Below are 18,110 nucleotides of genomic sequence, written 5' to 3'. Positions count from 1 at the left end.
TATCTTGAGTATCCATTATCATTTGTCCGTCAAAGAGAATAGCATTCAAAAAATCAGCCAGACGTTCATGATTGAGAAAATAGTTGTAAATGCGTATGTCAAAAAGATTCTTGAAATCCATCATAAAATAACCCTCCTATTATATATATATGCATTTTTTTGACAGATTTCTTTTTTTACTTTCAATTTTTTTATCTTTATAGACATTATATCACATAAATTGCTTAAAGCATATATAATATCACAAAAATAATGAATTCATTTTATAATCTGAAGTTTTTATATCTTCTATGATAAAAAACTCTCAGCCAAATGAATCATCCATGTTTAAAAATATAAGAGTCAATGGGAGTTAAATTTCCCTATAAAATAAAAAAAGCCCTTGAAATAAGGGGCAGTTTTTATAACACTTTTTGTCCGTTGTAAGTTCCGCAATGTTTGCATACTCTATGAGATAATTTATATTCTCCACATTCTGGGCAAACTACGACACTTGGTACTGTTAACTTGTCATGTGTTCTTCTTTTGTTTCTTCTTGTTTTTGAAACTCGTCTTTGTGGTACTGCCATAGGTACACCTCCTTATTCCTTATCCTTAAAATAATCTTTAAGTTTCGCTAAGCGAGGATCAATATAATCCTCATCTTCACGTTCATCTTCCTCACTTAATACTTTCCAACCTTGACCATGCGTTTTTAAAGAAGCACCTTCTTTAACCACTCTCATTGGAACTTCCATCATAATCTCCTGAAAAATAACAGGAGTTAAATCAACAATATTTTTCTTAACTTCTATCACTTCTTCATCTTCAGAAGGTTTATAAAAAGCAAAAATAACACTTGATTCAATATGGAAAGGATAATTTACATCTTCCAATGATATTGCACATGGTAGAATCATTTCTCCATCTATTTGGAAATCAACGTATAATTGATGATTTTTTGTATCTAAACGTCCCTGTCCTACAACATGAACATCCTTTAAACCATTAATCTGGGATAAATTATGGAACATCTTAGATGGAAAACTTAATGTTTCATCAAAATCAAAACATCCATTTTTTTGCTTAACAATCCATTGTAAATTCCATTTCAAAAAAATCACCCTTTACATCGCATAGCCAATTATATATAAAACTCAGAAATATGTCAATCTAAATTTCAATATTTCACTGAATATTTCCTCTCTTTTCAAGTAAAACTATGTTTATTTGACAAACTATGTTAAACTATCCAATGGAGGTAAACATTATGAAAATACTTGGATTAATTGTCGAATATAACCCTTTCCATAATGGACATATATATCATATTCAAAAGGCTCAATCACTTGATCAATTTGATTATACAATTGCGGTGATGTCCTCATCATTTGTCCAAAGAGGTGAACCAGCAATTATTGATAAATGGAAACGCAGTCAGATAGCCATTGAATACGGTGTGGATTTGGTCATTGAATTACCTTTTGTTTATGCCTGTCAAAGTGCTGATTATTTTGCAAAGGGAGCTATTGAATTACTTGCTAAAATAGGTGTGACTGATATTTGTTTTGGCAGTGAAAATGGAGATATTTCAACTTTTATTAATATTGCCCAGACACTTTTTGAAAATCAAGAAAGCTATGACAGCTATGTACAACAAGCTATGAAAAAAGGACTCCGTTATGCTGATGCCTGTAATCAGGCATTACAGAATATTATGCATCAAGAAATTAAAACACCTAATGATTTACTTGGCTTAAGTTACGTCAAGGAAATCATTGCTCATCATTATCCTATAACACCTCACTGTTTTTTACGAACAAATACCTATCATGGTTTAGATTTAAAACATATTGCCAGTGCTTCAGCGATTAGACATGCCATAAAAAATCATCTTGATTTTGCACATACGTTACCTCACTTTGAACTTTATCAAAATGATTTATATTTTATGGAAGATTTTTTCCCTTATTTACGTTATCAGATTTTAACCACTCCCCCCTATGAATTAAAACAATATCACATGGTTGATGAAGGGTTGGAACACTTACTTTATAAATCTATTCATCATTGTCAATCGATGAATGAACTGATAGATTCTTTATCCTCTAAACGATATACACGTCCTCGTATTTCTCGTATGTTCATACATATTCTCATGAAAAATACAAAAGAAGATATTCAAGAAGCTATGCATCTTGATTATTTACGTATTCTGGCAATGAATGAAAGAGGAAGAAAATATTTATCTTTGATTAAAAAAACATGCCCTTATACACTTGTCACTAACTTTTCAAAACATAGACATCCTGCTTTGGATATGGAACTCAAAGCGACTCGTCTTCTTTCTCTTTTATCTTCATCACCTCAAGACTTCATTCAAAAAGAATTTTCACATATCCCATTGATTCAAACATTTGATTTATGATATAACATAGAACAGTGGGGTGAAAATATGAATGACTTAGATATTTTACAACAAATCAATAAGATCGGACAATTACTTTTAAAACATGGTGCTGAAATCTATCGTGTTGAAGAATCATTAAAAAGAATGTGTGAAGGATTTGGTTTTACTGATATTGAAGTTTTTGCCATTCCAACTTATTTTACACTTTCTTTGACACTTCATGACGGAACACCCTATCAATCTTCAAAACGTTCTCGAAGCAATCGTACACATTTGGATCATCTTTATGAACTCAATTGTCTTGTACGTCAAATCAGTAATCAGGAATTATCTCTAGAAGAAATCAAAGATAAAATTCAAAATATCGAAACACAAAGGCTTAATTATCATCTCATTTTAATGGGGTATATTGTTTCTGCTGCCATGTTCTGTGTTTTTTTTGGTGGTCACGTTTCTGAAATGATTGTTTCTGCTTTTATCGGTTTTATTTTATATTATTTTATTTATCTTTTAGAAAAATTAGATGTCAATGGTATTGTACGTACCATTCTATCAAGTATGGTTTTAGCAAGTATTGCGATTATTGCTCAAAAAATGAATATCATTACCAATCAACAGTCAGTGATCACAGGAACTTTAATGATTCTTGTTCCCGGTATCGCTATTACAAATAGTTTAAGAGATATTATTGGAGGAGATTTTGTTTCTGGACTCTCTCGTATGATTGAAGCGATTTTGATTGCTGCCAGTATTGCAATTGGTGTAGGGATTATGATGATGGTTTTACAAGGAGTTTAAGATGGAAAGTTTGATACAATGTTTAGCTGCTTTTATTGGTTGTTTTGGTTTTACATTTATATTTAGAATACAAAAGAATATTCGTTTTTCAATCATTGGTTCTCTGATAGGAACACTAGGATGGTTTGTCTATTTAATCACCGCTTCATTAAATAATATCTTTTTACAAAGTTTTATTGCAATGCTTTGTGTTTCCTTATTAGCTGAATGTTTTGCCCGTTTTTATAAAGCTCCAGCAACCATCTTTATTATTATCGGGTGTTTCCCATTAGTTCCTGGAAGTGGTATTTATTATACAATGTTATATGCTGTTCAAGGTATGAATGACTTATTTATGGAAAGTTTTTTATCAACACTGGGTACAAGTCTTTCGCTTGCTTTAGCCATTTTAATTTCATCGACAGCTTTTCAAATTTATAAACGTATAAAAACAAATCAATACATTGATATGGGCTAAAAAACGAGAAGTCGATATAACTTCTCGTTTTTATTCTTCAATCATAATAGCCTGTGACCCCATATCTTTATAGGCAATTTCAAATGCTTCTTTATCCCAAATAGTTATCCCTTGCAATGGGTTATTTAAAATCACATGTTCGTCATTAAAGCCTATCAAAACCAGACAATGTTCACTCACTGGAAAAGTCACTTTTTCATCAGTATACTGACCATCCAATGTTTTGATATACCATTCCTGTTTTCCAGATTGTTCATAAGTCTGTAAAGAAGCTGTCGCCCATATTTGAATAGGATGTCCCATTTCTACATATGTCAATAAATCATCTAAAGAAGAACCTGTCAAATTCTTAACTTGATGTTTACCTTTTTGTTCATTTATGATGGTTTCTAAAACATCAACCATTGGTTCTACATAGATACCATAACCACGTGATGACATACTTCCTGTAAAAGCAACATGTGGATCAGCACCATATAAACGTCCATCTTTATATTCAAGAGGAATGATAGGAACTTTTTTAATCACTTCTGGCAAAGTGATATCATATCCGTAATATTGAAGTAACATTGTCGATGAAGCAGATTCACAACCGTTATGATAATCCGGTAATTGTAAAACCATTGGAACATTATTTATACGATAAGATGTTTCCCTCTCTTTAACAACGACTTCTCGTTTGACTTTTGCTTGATTCCCTGCCTGATCTTGAACTGTATAAGTCAAATAATAAGTTCCTGCTTTTTGAACATTGACTTCTCCCGATACTTGAATATCTTTTGTACAGTCACCATCTACATTGTCTTTTGCCCGAACATTTTCTAAAACATCAAATTTTTCATATAAATACGCAATCTGTGGTTTCATTGTTATTTGTGGTGCCGTCTGATCAGTGACTTCAACATCAAATGTCTTTTCAGCAATATTTTGTGAAGAATCTATTGCTTTCACATTTAAAGTATATGTTCCCAGTTTTGATACATCCACATCTCCATCTATTTGAACATCACAATCATCTTGTGAATTATCACTCACATCAATGATATCTTCAACTTGAAAATCTTGACTTCCATAAGCCACTGTTTCTTGACATTGAATGATTGGTGCTATTTCATCTACAACTTGAATATCTATGGGATATGTTTGATCATCATATGTAATAGTTCCTTGATATTCACCTATATCTGGATATTGCTGATGTTCATCGAGATATACAATGTCATTTAACGTGAGCTGACAATCATCAATGATATTATCCCTTTCAGAAGGTAAATACCATGTTAAATTTAAATAATCTTCTACATCATGACTGAGTTCTTCCCCAACTTCTAAAACCATATGTCCACCATCAATCAACTTTAATTCCATTCTCCATACAACAATATAAATTGCTATAAAGAGAATCACCATTCCTAATATGATGATTCCCATATGTTTTTGAGATACGCTTTTTGGATGTTTCATATTACACTCTTAAATGTGCTCCATAATCTTTTTCTACAACCTTTAATATCTGTTCAATCATTGTATTAATTGTTGTATCATCCAATGTTTTTGTTGCATCTTGGAATGTTAAAGCAATGGCTACTGATTTTTGTCCACTCGCAACATGTTCCCCTTCATAGATATCAAAAATCTGTGTATCTACAATCAAACGTTGACCAACTTTACAAATAGAACGTACAACATCATGAACAGGTATATCTTTATCCATAACTAAAGCAATATCTCTTGTCACTGATGGATATTGTGGAATCTCTGTAAATTTAATAGCTGGTTTCTTTAAGTTTAATAAAACAGATAAATTCAACTCAGCCACATAAACATCCTTAACGTCATATTTTTTGGCTTGTCGAGGATGAATTTCACCAATCACACCTACAATGTCATTTCCCATCATAATATAACCACTTCTACCTGGATGGAAATCTTGTTGATTTGCTTCTACTGGTTTTAATGTATAACGTGATTCCTTGATTCCTAGTTTTTCAAAGATTGTTTCAACAAATCCTTTTAATAAATAAAAATCTGCTTTTTGTTGTAACTGTTGCCATGCCACATGATGATACATTCCAGAACATGCAATGGCTAAATTTTGAATTTCTGTTTCTTTTGAATAAGTGTGAGAAATCTCATAAATCATCACATCTTTTTGAGAGTGAGCTCTATTAAAATTAATCGCCTGTAGTAATGAAGGAATTAATGATTTTCTTGTCACACTTCTTTCTTCTCCTATTGGTAACATCAATGCAACAGCATCTTGATGATGGAAAAGATTAAAATCATCAACCATAGATGGTGAAGTCAGTGTATAAGTCATCACTTCATGTAATCCTAAATCTGTTAATAAATGTCTAATCATTCTGACATAACTTTGAACAGGTGTCAAAGCTCCTTTTGTCATTTCCATGAGTGGTAATGAAGAAGGAATATGATTATATCCATACATTCTGGCAATTTCTTCAATCACATCAGCATCCATTGTCATATCATTACGATATGTTGGCACTTTTATTGTTAATGTTTCACCTTCTCGTGTATAAGAAAAATGTAAAGATGTTAAAATTTCTTCTATGATTTCAGTAGAAATATTTGTTCCTAATAACCCATTTACACGTGAAGTTGTAAGTGTAATGACTTTTTCTTTCACTTCATAGTCAGTCAGAACACTTTTATAAATTTCTTTAGCATCTGCCAGTTCTTCTAATAAGGCAGCACAGCGATTTAAAACTCTGGCGGTATTAGCTGTATCAATCGCTCCTTTAATATAATGTTGAGAAGCATCCGTTAATAAATTTAAGCGACGTGCTGTATTTCTTAATGTAGCCCCATGGAATGTGGCTGCTTCAATGACAATATTCACTGTATTTTCATCAATCTTTGTATCATCTCCACCCATAACACCGGCTACACAACCAATCCCTTGATCAGTAGAAACAATAATATCTTCCGGAAGAATTTCATATTCTTTTCCATCTAATAATACTGTTCTTTGATGGAAACCAGTTTTAATCACAAAACGTTTTTCCTTTAATTTATCATAATCATACATATGAATAGGTTGTCCTGTTTCCAGCATCACAAAGTTAGAAATATCTACAATATTATTAATTGGCTTAATACCACTTGCCATTAAAAATGTTCTTAACCATTCTGGTGACTCCTTAGTTTGAACACCTTTGACTAATTTAGCCCCAAAGCATGGACATAAATTAGTTTGGACATCAACTTCAATGTCACTATCCAATTCATTTAATGTTTTCATTTCTGGAACATGTACATCACGTTTTAATAAAGCTCCAACTTCATAAGCTAATGCAATCATAGCCATACAATCAGCACGATTAGGTGTTAAACCAATATCTAAGATAGTATCATCATAACCCATATACTTTAAAGCATCTTCACCAACAGGTGCATCAGCATCCAAAACATGAATTCCTGCTTTATCTTCTTCTCTTAATAAACGTTGATCAATACCCAATTCTGCAATAGAACAAATCATCCCATTAGATTCTACACCACGAATCTTCGCTTCTTTAATTTTAAATCCTTCTCCTAAATCACAACCGGGTAAAGCCACAATCACTTTTTGTCCTGCATCAACATTGGGTGCCCCACAAACAATTTGTTGAACAACACCATTTCCTACTTCGACTTGACAGACATTCAAATGGTCACTATCAGGATGAGGAACCTTTTCTTTTACATACCCTACAACAAGTTTATCACCTCTTGCAAAGACATGCATTCCTTCAACTTCATGACCTATAGATGTCAATTGATCAGCAATTTCCTGAGCTGAAAAATCATCAACTTTTACATATTGATTTAATAATTTTAAACTTGCTTCCATATGTCTAATCCTTTCTTACAAATTGATTTAAGAATCTTAAATCACCACTATAAAAATCTCTAATATTATCAATACCATATTTCAACATAGCCACACGTTCTAAGCCAATACCAAAGGCAAATCCCTGATAAACCTGACTATCAAATCCACACATTTCTAAAACCTTAGGATTCACCATTCCGGCTCCTAATATTTCAATCCATCCTGTTTGTTTACACATAGAACATCCTTTACCATTACAGTTATAACATGAAATATCTACTTCTACACTTGGTTCCGTAAATGGGAAATAAGATGGTCTTAAACGAATTTCACGTTTTTCACCAAACATTTTTTTCGCAAATAATTCTAAAGTTCCTTTTAAATCTGCCATAGTAATGTTTTTATCAATAACAAGACCTTCACATTGGCTAAATTGATGAGAATGTGTCGCATCATCATCATCACGACGATATGTTTTTCCAGGACAAATGACCTTAATGGGTCCTTTTCCATTTGCTGCCAGCATGACATGTGCCTGAACAGGTGACGTATGTGTTCTTAACAATGTATTTTCATCAATGTAAAAAGTATCTTGCATATCTCTGGCTGGATGATCCTTTGGTAGATTCATCAATTCAAAATTAAAATGATCAGTTTCTACTTCTGGTCCTTCAGCAACACTATATCCCATTCCAATAAACAAATCTTCTAATTCTTCTCTAATCATTGTCAATGGATGAATAGTTCCCAGTGGCAAATGACTTCCTGGTAAACTAATATCAATTTTTTCATTTTGAATTTTTGCCATCATCTCTGCTTCCTCTAAGATTTTTTTCTTTTCTTCAATGGCTTGAGTAATTTCTTGTTTCACTTTATTTGAAACCTGTCCAAAAGAAGCACGTTCTTCCTTTGACATATCCTTCATTGACTTCATGGCTGATTGCATAGGTCCTTTTTTTCCTAAATAGAACACTCTTAAATCATTCAATTCTTTCAATGATGAACAATCATGAATTTTTGATAAAGCTTCTTCTTTAATCTTTAATAATTCGTCCATAATTTCCTCCTTAAAATAAAAAAACCGTTCCACATAGGAACGATTATATCGCGGTACCATCCTAATTCATAACAAAAGTTATGCACTTTACAGCAGTAACGTTGCCCCACGGCGATGATTAGTCGCACTCCAAGGTGAATTCAATAAATGCATTGTAAGAAAACTTTCAGCCTATGTTTCCCTCTCTGATACAAATTCTTTATCTACTTGTCCTTTTCTTCGTATTAACGGGTATATTATACCCAACTTTTTCATAAAAAACAAGTTTTTCTTTATTCTTTTAGGGCAGCAACTGTATTCATTTTTAAAATATAAAGCAGTGGTGGACATTGACTGATGAAAACCAGTAAAGTACATAACATAAAAACAGTCATAACAATTTTCCAATCCATTCCAATGAAAAACACTTGTCCTTCAAAAAAGCCTTGAATAAAATGATTTATCATTTGAATAATTTGATAATATAATATCAAACATAATCCTTGAGCTGTCAATAAAATCTGTAAAGACTCACAAAATACAACTTTCATAATATTTAAAGAACTGGCTCCAAAGCATTTCATAATAGCTAAATCTTTTTTCTTTTGAATAACGTTTAAAAACATGACTTCTCCAATTAAAAATAATGCTGCTAAAATAGCTAATAAAGAAAAAAGAGCCAAAATGATATTAGCCTGCTGTAAGACTTCAGATACATTTTGTGTCGTTGATTTTCCTATTTCCATAAATTCATAATCTGGATATTTTTGTTGGAGCTGTTGAATGACATCTTCTCTTTGATAATCAGGATGCACATAGAGAATTCCTAAGTGAGAAGTAACCTGTGAAATATCATAATAGTAAACATCTTTGAGAAGTTCAATAGAAGCATGATTCATCTGATAAAGTGTATCTAAAGTTGTTGATTGACTGGTAATTCCAACAATTTTATAACAAATACTTTTGACTTCCCATTCATGTTGATACCAGGCATAAACTTCCTGCCCTACCAGTGATGAAACATCTTGTTTTCCTAAAAGATGTTGCGCTGTTGAAAGTGATAAAAGAATTTCATTTTTTGCTTGAGGATATTGACCATATTGTAAAGATAAATAAGTATATGGTGAGGTATCATCACCAATGAATAATGTCTGTGCCTGTTCATAGTGATCACTGTTAAACCCAATACCTAGACATTCATAATCATCTAAAAACATTTCACTTTTAAGTATTCCTGGTTGTTGTTGGAGCTGATCTAGAAAATCTATAGATAAAGATTGTTGATAACGGGATTGAAAACTAATGCCAGAGGCAGGAACAAGAGAGTAAATATACTGATGAAACTGTGTTTCCAGATGGCGTGTTAGTGTCAGTGCTGTCACAATACACAATAAAGATAAAAGCAAACCCATAATCAATTGAAAAGAACGTCCTTTATGTGACCACAACGAAGCAAAAGCTAAACGCATATGGCTCCAATAATATTTTTTATCATCATGAGTTAAATATTCAATGCGCTGTTGCGTTGTCAAAATCTCATGATTTATAATTTTTCCATCCTGCATCATATAAATTTCATCACTATATTCTCTGACAAGTTTTTCATCATGGGACACCAGAATAACAAGACGATGTAAAGATTCTTCTTTTAAAAGTTCCATAACCGCTTTAGCATATTGGGGGTCGAGTGAACCCGTTGGCTCATCACATAAAAGTATATCACTATAATGATAATGACTTCTTAAATACGCTAAACGTTGTCTTTGTCCCATCGAAAGAGAGGAAAGCGATTGATGCTTTAATTCATCCATTTCTAGTTTTAAACTGACTTTTTCCTGCTTATGAAAAAAACGTGGTAAAGAAACATTTTGTTTTAAAGACAACCACATAATTAAATGAAACTGTTGAAAAATAAAGCTGACATGGTGACGGCGATAATGCGTGAGATGATGTTTAACAGAACGATGATTCCATAAAAGATCACCTTGAAAATCATGATCAATACCTCCTAAAATATGCAGCAATGTGGATTTCCCACAACCACTTGGTCCTACAATAGCGACAATCCCTGCATCAGGAAATTGCAAAGAAATATCTTTTAATACTTTTTGATAGTGATAACGTTTAGAGATATGTTCAACTTCAAGCATTTTATTCCTCCCTTAAAACTTCTATTTGATTCATTTTCATCATTTGAGATACAGGCTTCAAAACTGACAGAACACTCATGACAAGATAAATCAAAAAGATAAAAACATATAAATCATAACGTGAAAAAATAACCGGTTTTAACAACAAAGAAAAAGAAAAATATTGTTCTATACATAAAACATGATTCACATACTCATAAACAACCATTGATAATAAACAACCTCCTGTCGCAATCAATCCACCAAGTAAAAAAGCCTCATACAATGACAATAAAAAAAGTCTACGATGAGACAACCCTAATGACAATAAATAAGCCACATTATGCTTTCTTTCAAAATAAATAATAGATTCCACAATTCCTAACAACAACAATGAAATCAATAGACTCATTCCTATAAAAATACCTGCAATCAACTGTGCTAAAGATAATAATGATTGATAACTGTTCACTCGCTCTTGAATTTCACTATAGACAATATAATCTGAAGATAAAGTATCATATACATCTTGATGGAAAGAAGTTTTGGTTTCAATGATGAGTTCATGCTGATTAATCAATTCTGAAAGTTGATTTTTTAAGGTATGATAAAAATAGATTTCATTTTGACTAAAAAAATCTTGTTTTAGAACACCTGTAATGGTCAGAGTCAAGGTTTTTTGTTGATATGTTAAAGTGATGGGTTGATCATGATATTGTTGATAAAATGGATAACTGACCAGAATTTCAAATTCGTTTTGTGGCATACGCCCTTTAGATAAACGAATATGATGATTTTGTTGAGGTAAAAAATAGCGAGTCGCTTCAATATTTTCATCAGTAGCCATTAATTGACATTGATCTAACTGATAGGCATAATCTATAGCGACAACATTGGGAATATCAATCATATTTTCAAAAGGTGTTCCATCTTTGTTTTCAACATTGATTATATTTTTTAAGACGGCCTGTTGTTCACTTTGTTTTGTTGCATCAAAGGCTCCAAAAATAGCTGTAACGATACAAAAGAAAGCAACAATGACAATCCATTGAAAGAAAAAAAGAAACATGAGTTTGTTTCTTTGATGCAGGATTTGTCTAAAAGGATAAAACCAGAGGGTATGATGTTGATAAGAATGAGGTGATAAGTCCATTGACTTTTTCATTTTTTTGATTTGTCCTTTGAGTTGTCCTTGTTCTAAGGTTAAAACACTATCACAGTATTGTTTTAATAATTGAGGATCATGGGATACAATAATAACCAAAGTATTTTGAGAAATCTTTTTTAAATATTTCATGACATCTTGAGCCTGTTGATGATATAAAGCTCCTGTTGGTTCATCACAAAGAATAATTTCAGATTGTTTTAAGAGAGCTTTGGCTAATGAAGCTCTTTTCATTTGTCCTCCAGATAATTGATATGGGTAACGCGATAATAAATCTTGAATACCTAATTGTGTGACAATCTTTTTAAGAAGTGTAGAATGATAATGAATATGGCTAATATGACATGGTAAAATTAAATTTTCTTTCACAGTTAAAGAAGCAACATAATCTTTATTTTGCATCATAAAAGATACATGTTGATTCACAAATGCCTTTCTATCTGTTATTTTTTCACCATTATAAAAGATTTCTCCTTGATAATCATCATCAAGCATCCCCATAATATATAAAAGCGTACTTTTCCCACACCCACTCTTTCCTTGAATACCTATCATCCCAGTATCTGGAAAAGTTATGGAGAGATGATCAATAATTGTTGTTTGCTGATACTGTTTACAAATATTTTTTAACTCTAACATTATATTCTCCTTTATGTTATAATCTTGGCGGGTGATGTCATGAATAAATTTCCATATACATTTGATAACAAACGTTATCATACTTATAATTACTTTTTAAAAACAAAATATCACTGTAAAGTTGCAAAAGTTTCTTTAAATGCAGGTTTCACATGTCCTAACCGTGATGGAACATGTGGAACAGGTGGCTGTATTTTCTGTTCTGATTCCGGTTCTGGTGATTTTGCCGGGCATGTGCAAGATTCTCTGCAAAAACAGTTTCAAGATATTTCTTCCATCATGCGTCAAAAATGGCCTGATTGTCAATTTATTGCTTATTTTCAGGCGAATACGAATACCTATGGAACTGTCGACGAATTGAAAGAAAGATTTGAACCTTTTGTCAATATGAAAGATGTCGTTGGAATTGCGATTGCAACACGTCCTGATTGTTTAAGTGATGAAATCTGTGACTATCTTGAACAGTTATCTCATCGTTGTGATTTATATATTGAACTTGGTTTACAAACTGTTCATGACAAGACAGCTCAACTGATTCATCGAGGACATGATTATCAGACTTTTTTAGATGGTTTACAGCGTTTAAGACAAAGACATCTTGATGTTTGTGTTCATATCATTAATGGTTTACCCTATGAAACTTATGATATGATGTTGGAAACTGCAAAACAGGTAGGTCAACTGGACATTCAAGGATTAAAGATTCATAATCTCTATATGCTTAAAAATACAGCTTTACATCGATTATATCAACAACGTCCTTTTGAGATGCTGACACGTGAACAATACATCTCTTTAGTTGTTGATCAGCTACAATATATCCCAGCACATGTCGTGATTGAAAGATTAACCGGTGATGCTCCAATAGATGCTTTAGTTGCGCCATTATGGTCCATCAAAAAGGTCACAATTCTTAATGATATTGACAAATTAATGAAAGAAAAAGATACCCATCAAGGGTATCTCCTATAAAGCTCTTTTTGAGCTTTTTATTGTGTTTCGATAAGTCCATAACCACCATTATGTCTTTTATAAACAACACTAATTTCATTTGTTTCAACATCACGATAAACAAAGAATGAATGTCCAATGAGTTCCATTTGCATAATGGCTTCTTCCATATCCATTGGTTTAGGACTAATAGATTTTGTTTTGACAATAACATCTTCTTCCTCATGATCTAAAGGTTCAATAGAAGCAACGTTCAATGCGAGTTTATTATCTTTTGATTTACGACTTAATCTCGTCTTATACTTTCTAATTTGTCCTTCTAATTTGTCGATAACTAAATCAATAGCATTATAAAGATCATTATCAACAACTTCTGCTCTTAATAATACATATTCTGTTGGAATAGTCACTTCAATTTTTTGACCAACTGGATAAGTTCTGATTAAAACTTTTGCTTCAACATTATCACTCATGATAAAATACTTATCTAACATACTGAGCTTTTTATTGATCTTTGTTTCAATCCCTTCAGTTAGTGCAATATTTTTTCCTCTTATACTGACTTTCATAAATATTCCTCCTTTATTAATTTTATTATACCATTTTTCACTCATAAAAAACACTGATTTCATTCAAAAATTAAAAAAGCCCCGATAGGAGCTTATAAATATTTTTTTAAACTTTCTACACGATCCAATTTCTCCCAAGGAAGATCAACATCTCCTCTACCAAAATGACCATAAACAGCTGTCTTTTGATAAATAGGACGTAACAATTGTAAAGTATCAATAATACCTTGAGGTGTTAAATCAAATTCATTGTGAATAGCTTTTAAAATGACATCTCGTAAAACTTTTTCTGTCCCATATGTTTCAATATATACACTCGTTGGTTCTTTTACACCAATCGCATAAGATAACTGAATTTCAATGCAATCACACAAACCAGCAGCCACAATATTTTTAGCCATATATCTAGCCATATAGGCTCCACTACGATCAACCTTTGATGGATCTTTTCCAGAGAAAGCACCACCACCATGTCTCGCAGAACCTCCATAAGTATCAACAATAATTTTACGACCTGTTAGTCCTGTATCGCCATGAGGACCTCCAATAACAAAGCGTCCTGTTGGATTAATCAAAACTTTATAATCTGTATTCATGCCATATTTTTTCACAACATCTTGCATAATGACATTTTGAATATAATCCTTAAAAGCTTTTTCATCAAAATCAGGATCATGTTGAATAGACATTAAAATCGTATCAATACGTGGATGCAAAACATTTGTATAATCAACTGTCACTTGTGATTTCATATCCGGTCTAGCCCATTGGAATTCACCACTATGACGTTTTTCAGTTGCATAACGTACCAAATGATGCGCAATAGAAATTGGTAAAGGCATATATCCTTCTGTTTCATTGGAAGCATAGCCAAACATAATCCCCTGATCGCCTGCTCCTCCAACTTCTTTATTCGTTCCTAAAGCAATATCACTTGATTGAACCCCAATCACATTTTTAATTTCACAACGATAACCATCAATCCCAATTTCATCACTTGTATACCCAATTTGACATAATACATTTCTAGCAATTTGTTCATAATCAACTTGTGCCTGTGTTGTAATTTCACCACCAATGACCAAAAGATTTGTTGTTGTAAAACATTCACACGCTACACGTGAATATGGATCTTCAGCCAAACAGGCATCTAAAATAGCATCACTGATTTGATCACAGATTTTATCAGGATGTCCTTCTGAAACAGATTCAGATGTAAATAAAATTCTTTCCATACTTTCTTTCCTCCCTTAACCAATAAAAAAAGCTTTCAAGAGGAAAGCTTTCTTTCCTCTTATTGTTCAAGTCTAACTTGCTAGGTCAGGCACCTTCTTTAAACAAGGGTTGCCACCACTTCATCGATCCTCATCTCGTGGTTCTTAATAAGAGCTTCTATTATTGATATAATTTTTTTAATTCTTCATGACTTAAAGATGTCATTGCTTCAATCAATTCCATTTCCAACCCTAAATCATAAAGAATAGCTGCAATTTTTAATTGTTCTTGTTTGCGATTCATTTCCATCACCAGTTTTATTTTAACCGGAAAAAGTAGACATTATTCTACAAAACAAGACTTTTTTAGTATATATGAATCTTGTTATAAGTCAAGTGATATTATCACATAATATGATTATAACACAGTTTTCTTTCTTTTTTTCTCAAATTTTTCTCAATTCTCATTAAATTGCCTGAACTTCTAAAACACCGGGAACTTCTTCAATTAAAATTTGTTCGACACCATCTTTTAAAGTAGCATCTAACATCATGCATCCTGCACATGCACCATGCATCTGGACATAAACAATTCCATCTTCAAATTTTACAAACTCGATGTCACCACCATCTCTTTGAAGATAAGGTCTTAATTTATGTATCACTTTTTTGATTTCTGCTTCTTGATCCATGATTTCAGCCTCCTTTTCAACACGACTTATTATACCATATTTTTAATAAAATAAAAGTATCATGACCTTGATTTTCCTTTTAACACCTTAGAGTTTATGATATAATAAAAACGATTGGAGGGCTGTCAATGGAACATCGTGTCAAAACTGGTGATATAATTGATGTAACCATTACGGGAATTCAACCTTATGGTGCATTTGCATCTTTACCCGATCAATCTTCTGGTTTGATTCATATTTCCGAGATTTCTGATAAATTTGTGAGAAATGTTGAAAACTTTGTCCATGTTGGTGAAGTGATTCGTGTCAAAGTCATTGATATTGATCATACAACACATCAGGCAAAACTTTCTTTAAAAGCTGTTCATTTAGCCAAAAGAAAGTATAAACGAGCATATAAAAACCAGCGAGAAAAGATACAAGAAACACCTTTGGGATTTTACCCACTAAAAGAAAAATTGCCTGAGTGGATAGCACAAGGCGTAATCAAGGAGGAAGAATAATGATTAAAGTTGATTTATCAAAAGCAAAATTAACTGAAAGTATGGAATCATATAAAGAACAAGTTGCTCAAATCCATGATATGATTCATAATAAAACAGGTCAAGGAAGTGATTTCTTAGGATGGGTTGACTTACCTGTGAATTATGATAAAGCTGAAGTAGAAGCCATTAAAGCGAAAGTCAATGAATTAAAAGATGAAATTGATGTTTTATTAGTTTGTGGTATTGGTGGTTCTTATTTAGGAGCAAGAGCTGCTATTGAAGCCTTAAATGGTTTATATCCTACAAATCCAGTACAGATCATTTATATTGGGAATACATTCTCATCAAACTACTTATCTCAAGTTAAAGAATATGTCAAAGATAAAGAATTTGCGATTAATGTTATTTCTAAATCTGGTACAACAACTGAAACTTCTATTGCATTTAGAATCTTTAAAGAATTACTAGAATCAACAAAAGGAAAAGAAGTGGCTAGAAAGAGAATTGTTGCGACAACAGATAAAGAAAAAGGTGCATTAAAAACTTTAGCAACTAATGAAGGATATACAACGTTTGTTGTGCCTGATGATGTTGGTGGACGTTATTCTGTTTTAACTGCTGTTGGTTTATTCCCTATCGCTATGGCTGGTATTGATATTGGCGCTATGATGAAAGGTGCAGCTGATGCAAGAGCAGAATACAGTAATCCTGACTTATTAGAAAACAGCGCTTATCAATATGGTGTCGCTAGACAAATGTTATCAAAACAAGGTTATCCAGCTGAAATGTTTGTCACATATGAATTACAATTAGCACAAACTGCTGAATGGTGGAAACAATTATTTGGGGAATCAGAAGGTAAAGAAGGAAAAGGTATCTTACCTACAAGCGCCACTTTCTCAACTGATTTACATTCACTTGGACAATTCATCCAAGAAGGAAGCAAAGTTTTATATGAAACTGTCTTAAAAATTGAAAAACCTATTTCTGATTTAGAAATTCCTAGTGATCCAGATAATTTAGATAATTTAAATTATCTTGCTGGAAAAACTGTTGATTATGTTAATAAAAAAGCATGCGAAGGAACAATTGATGCCCATGTGAATACTGGTAATGTTCCAAACATTCAAATTACTCTTGATGAATTAACACCTTATTCATTTGGATATATGGTTTATTTCTTTGAAAAAGCATGTGCTTTATCAGTATATTTATTAGGTGTCAATCCATTTAACCAACCAGGTGTAGAAGTTTATAAGAAAAACATGTTTAAATTACTTGGAAAACCAGGTGTATAAGAAGTGAGAAATCACTTCTTATTTTATTATATAAAAATAAAAAACTTACAACTCATTATGAATTGTAAGTTATTTTTTAATCTTGGAGCGGGTGATGGGAATCGAACCCACGTAGTCAGCTTGGAAGGCTGAAGTTCTACCATTGAACTACACCCGCATTTTCATTGAATGGTGACCCGCAGGCGACTCGAACGCCTGACCCTCTGATTAAAAGTCAGATGCTCTACCTACTGAGCTAGCGGGTCAAGAATGGCTGGGATAGCTGGATTCGAACCAGCGCAATGACAGAGTCAAAGTCTGTTGCCTTACCGCTTGGCTATATCCCAACAAGATGGTGGGGAGGGGCGGATTCGAACCACCGAACCGAAAGGAACTGAGTTACAGTCAGCCGCGTTTAGCCACTTCGCTACCTCCCCGTATATGGTGCCGGCTAAAGGACTTGAACCCTCA

The 18,110-nt window shown here is 32.6% G+C and carries 17 protein-coding genes, 4 tRNA genes, 1 riboswitch and 1 other annotated feature; of the genes, 6 read left to right on the top strand and 15 right to left on the bottom strand.

All coding sequences use genetic code 11. The features are described 5' to 3' along the window. Positions 1-401: 401 nt before the first annotated feature. A complete protein-coding gene (rpmF, locus tag B5E75_RS12475) occupies positions 402-569 on the bottom strand; it encodes a 50S ribosomal protein L32 (RefSeq protein WP_087243058.1) in 168 nt (55 codons plus the stop codon). Between the two features lie 12 nt (positions 570-581). Beyond that, a complete protein-coding gene (locus B5E75_RS12470; protein WP_420866404.1) occupies positions 582-1,103 on the bottom strand; it encodes a YceD family protein in 522 nt (173 codons plus the stop codon). 146 nt (positions 1,104-1,249) lie between these two features. On the opposite strand from B5E75_RS12470, the gene B5E75_RS12465 reads away from it, so the two are divergent. From B5E75_RS12465 to B5E75_RS12455, 3 genes are read left to right on the top strand one after another with little or no spacing between them, the layout of a single operon-like run. After that, positions 1,250-2,407 carry a nucleotidyltransferase gene (locus B5E75_RS12465; RefSeq protein WP_087359730.1) on the top strand — a complete coding sequence of 386 codons (1,158 nt, stop codon included), beginning with the start codon at positions 1,250-1,252 and terminating at the stop codon, positions 2,405-2,407. Positions 2,408-2,434: 27 nt separating this feature from the next. Further along, on the top strand, positions 2,435-3,187 hold the full coding sequence (locus B5E75_RS12460; RefSeq protein WP_087359728.1) for a threonine/serine exporter family protein: 753 nt from the start codon (positions 2,435-2,437) through the stop codon (positions 3,185-3,187). 1 nt (position 3,188) lies between these two features. Continuing rightward, complete coding sequence (locus B5E75_RS12455; protein ID WP_087359727.1) at positions 3,189-3,644, top strand: threonine/serine exporter family protein; 456 nt, start codon at positions 3,189-3,191, stop codon at positions 3,642-3,644. Positions 3,645-3,674: 30 nt separating this feature from the next. On the opposite strand, the gene B5E75_RS12450 is transcribed toward B5E75_RS12455, so the two are convergent. From B5E75_RS12450 to B5E75_RS12430, 5 genes are all read right to left on the bottom strand, one after another. Then, positions 3,675-5,108, bottom strand: a complete 1,434-nt coding sequence (locus B5E75_RS12450; protein ID WP_087359724.1) for a C39 family peptidase — start codon at positions 5,106-5,108, stop codon at positions 3,675-3,677. 1 nt (position 5,109) lies between these two features. Beyond that, entirely contained in the window at positions 5,110-7,500 is a 2,391-nt protein-coding gene (pheT, locus tag B5E75_RS12445; protein ID WP_087359721.1) for a phenylalanine--tRNA ligase subunit beta, read from the bottom strand. Between the two features lie 4 nt (positions 7,501-7,504). Further along, positions 7,505-8,539: a phenylalanine--tRNA ligase subunit alpha gene (gene pheS, locus B5E75_RS12440; RefSeq protein ID WP_087359718.1), complete on the bottom strand. Its 1,035-nt coding sequence runs from the start codon at positions 8,537-8,539 to the stop codon at positions 7,505-7,507. A gap of 32 nt (positions 8,540-8,571) precedes the next feature. Continuing rightward, positions 8,572-8,768 (bottom strand) — a binding site (T-box leader). 43 nt (positions 8,769-8,811) lie between these two features. Beyond that, entirely contained in the window at positions 8,812-10,668 is a 1,857-nt protein-coding gene (locus B5E75_RS12435) for an ABC transporter ATP-binding protein/permease (RefSeq protein WP_087359713.1), read from the bottom strand. A 1-nt stretch (position 10,669) separates the two neighbouring features. Beyond that, a complete protein-coding gene (locus tag B5E75_RS12430) occupies positions 10,670-12,451 on the bottom strand; it encodes an ATP-binding cassette domain-containing protein (RefSeq protein WP_087359710.1) in 1,782 nt (593 codons plus the stop codon). A gap of 39 nt (positions 12,452-12,490) precedes the next feature. Here B5E75_RS12430 and mnmL point away from each other — a divergent pair, with 39 nt between their 5' ends. Next, positions 12,491-13,423 carry a tRNA modification radical SAM protein MnmL/YtqA gene (gene mnmL, locus B5E75_RS12425; RefSeq protein ID WP_087359707.1) on the top strand — a complete coding sequence of 311 codons (933 nt, stop codon included), beginning with the start codon at positions 12,491-12,493 and terminating at the stop codon, positions 13,421-13,423. A 17-nt stretch (positions 13,424-13,440) separates the two neighbouring features. Here the strand turns inward: mnmL and hpf are convergent, their stop codons facing one another. The 4 genes from hpf to B5E75_RS12410 all read right to left on the bottom strand — a co-directional run bounded on the left by hpf (position 13,441) and on the right by B5E75_RS12410 (position 15,877). Next, positions 13,441-13,971 carry a ribosome hibernation-promoting factor, HPF/YfiA family gene (gene hpf / locus B5E75_RS12420; protein WP_087359704.1) on the bottom strand — a complete coding sequence of 177 codons (531 nt, stop codon included), beginning with the start codon at positions 13,969-13,971 and terminating at the stop codon, positions 13,441-13,443. 92 nt (positions 13,972-14,063) lie between these two features. After that, positions 14,064-15,206, bottom strand: coding sequence for a methionine adenosyltransferase (gene metK / locus B5E75_RS12415; protein WP_087359701.1), 1,143 nt, complete (start codon positions 15,204-15,206; stop codon positions 14,064-14,066). A gap of 56 nt (positions 15,207-15,262) precedes the next feature. Then, a riboswitch (SAM riboswitch) is annotated at positions 15,263-15,360 on the bottom strand. Between the two features lie 6 nt (positions 15,361-15,366). Then, positions 15,367-15,489, bottom strand: coding sequence for a flagellar transcriptional regulator FlhC (locus B5E75_RS14855; protein WP_239480169.1), 123 nt, complete (start codon positions 15,487-15,489; stop codon positions 15,367-15,369). Positions 15,490-15,652: 163 nt separating this feature from the next. After that, entirely contained in the window at positions 15,653-15,877 is a 225-nt protein-coding gene (locus B5E75_RS12410) for a NifU family protein (protein ID WP_087243082.1), read from the bottom strand. 128 nt (positions 15,878-16,005) lie between these two features. On the opposite strand from B5E75_RS12410, the gene B5E75_RS12405 reads away from it, so the two are divergent. Together B5E75_RS12405 and B5E75_RS12400 are read left to right on the top strand one after the other, a co-directional pair. Next, entirely contained in the window at positions 16,006-16,380 is a 375-nt protein-coding gene (locus B5E75_RS12405) for a CvfD/Ygs/GSP13 family RNA-binding post-transcriptional regulator (protein WP_087359698.1), read from the top strand. Next, entirely contained in the window at positions 16,380-17,660 is a 1,281-nt protein-coding gene (locus tag B5E75_RS12400; RefSeq protein WP_087359695.1) for a glucose-6-phosphate isomerase, read from the top strand. The genes B5E75_RS12405 and B5E75_RS12400 overlap by 1 nt, the downstream gene beginning before the upstream one ends. Positions 17,661-17,743: 83 nt before the next feature. Here the strand turns inward: B5E75_RS12400 and B5E75_RS12395 are convergent. From B5E75_RS12395 to B5E75_RS12380, 4 genes are all read right to left on the bottom strand, one after another. Next, a tRNA-Gly gene (locus B5E75_RS12395) sits at positions 17,744-17,817 on the bottom strand. 12 nt (positions 17,818-17,829) lie between these two features. Then, positions 17,830-17,905, bottom strand: a tRNA-Lys gene (locus B5E75_RS12390). A gap of 5 nt (positions 17,906-17,910) precedes the next feature. Beyond that, positions 17,911-17,986 (bottom strand) — tRNA-Gln (locus B5E75_RS12385). A 6-nt stretch (positions 17,987-17,992) separates the two neighbouring features. Next, a tRNA-Tyr gene (locus tag B5E75_RS12380) sits at positions 17,993-18,076 on the bottom strand. Positions 18,077-18,110: the final 34 nt, after the last annotated feature.

It is taken from the genome of Massiliimicrobium timonense (assembly GCF_002160865.1).
Classification (GTDB): domain Bacteria; phylum Bacillota_I; class Bacilli_A; order Erysipelotrichales; family Coprobacillaceae; genus Allocoprobacillus.
The sequence above is the reverse complement of the archived record's forward strand: the minus strand, read 5'-3'. Positions and strand labels throughout refer to the sequence as shown.

Coding starts and splice junctions, on each gene's coding strand:
- B5E75_RS12410 (WP_087243082.1), bottom strand. CDS start 15,877: ATGGATCAAGAAGCAGAAATCAAAAAAGTGATACATAAATTAAGACCT.
- B5E75_RS12400 (WP_087359695.1), top strand. CDS start 16,380: ATGATTAAAGTTGATTTATCAAAAGCAAAATTAACTGAAAGTATGGAA.
- pheT (WP_087359721.1), bottom strand. CDS start 7,500: ATGGAAGCAAGTTTAAAATTATTAAATCAATATGTAAAAGTTGATGAT.
- B5E75_RS12465 (WP_087359730.1), top strand. CDS start 1,250: ATGAAAATACTTGGATTAATTGTCGAATATAACCCTTTCCATAATGGA.
- B5E75_RS12430 (WP_087359710.1), bottom strand. CDS start 12,451: ATGTTAGAGTTAAAAAATATTTGTAAACAGTATCAGCAAACAACAATT.
- B5E75_RS12450 (WP_087359724.1), bottom strand. CDS start 5,108: ATGAAACATCCAAAAAGCGTATCTCAAAAACATATGGGAATCATCATA.
- metK (WP_087359701.1), bottom strand. CDS start 15,206: ATGGAAAGAATTTTATTTACATCTGAATCTGTTTCAGAAGGACATCCT.
- B5E75_RS12460 (WP_087359728.1), top strand. CDS start 2,435: ATGAATGACTTAGATATTTTACAACAAATCAATAAGATCGGACAATTA.
- mnmL (WP_087359707.1), top strand. CDS start 12,491: ATGAATAAATTTCCATATACATTTGATAACAAACGTTATCATACTTAT.
- pheS (WP_087359718.1), bottom strand. CDS start 8,539: ATGGACGAATTATTAAAGATTAAAGAAGAAGCTTTATCAAAAATTCAT.
- B5E75_RS12405 (WP_087359698.1), top strand. CDS start 16,006: ATGGAACATCGTGTCAAAACTGGTGATATAATTGATGTAACCATTACG.
- rpmF (WP_087243058.1), bottom strand. CDS start 569: ATGGCAGTACCACAAAGACGAGTTTCAAAAACAAGAAGAAACAAAAGA.
- B5E75_RS12455 (WP_087359727.1), top strand. CDS start 3,189: ATGGAAAGTTTGATACAATGTTTAGCTGCTTTTATTGGTTGTTTTGGT.
- B5E75_RS14855 (WP_239480169.1), bottom strand. CDS start 15,489: ATGAATCGCAAACAAGAACAATTAAAAATTGCAGCTATTCTTTATGAT.
- hpf (WP_087359704.1), bottom strand. CDS start 13,971: ATGAAAGTCAGTATAAGAGGAAAAAATATTGCACTAACTGAAGGGATT.
- B5E75_RS12435 (WP_087359713.1), bottom strand. CDS start 10,668: ATGCTTGAAGTTGAACATATCTCTAAACGTTATCACTATCAAAAAGTA.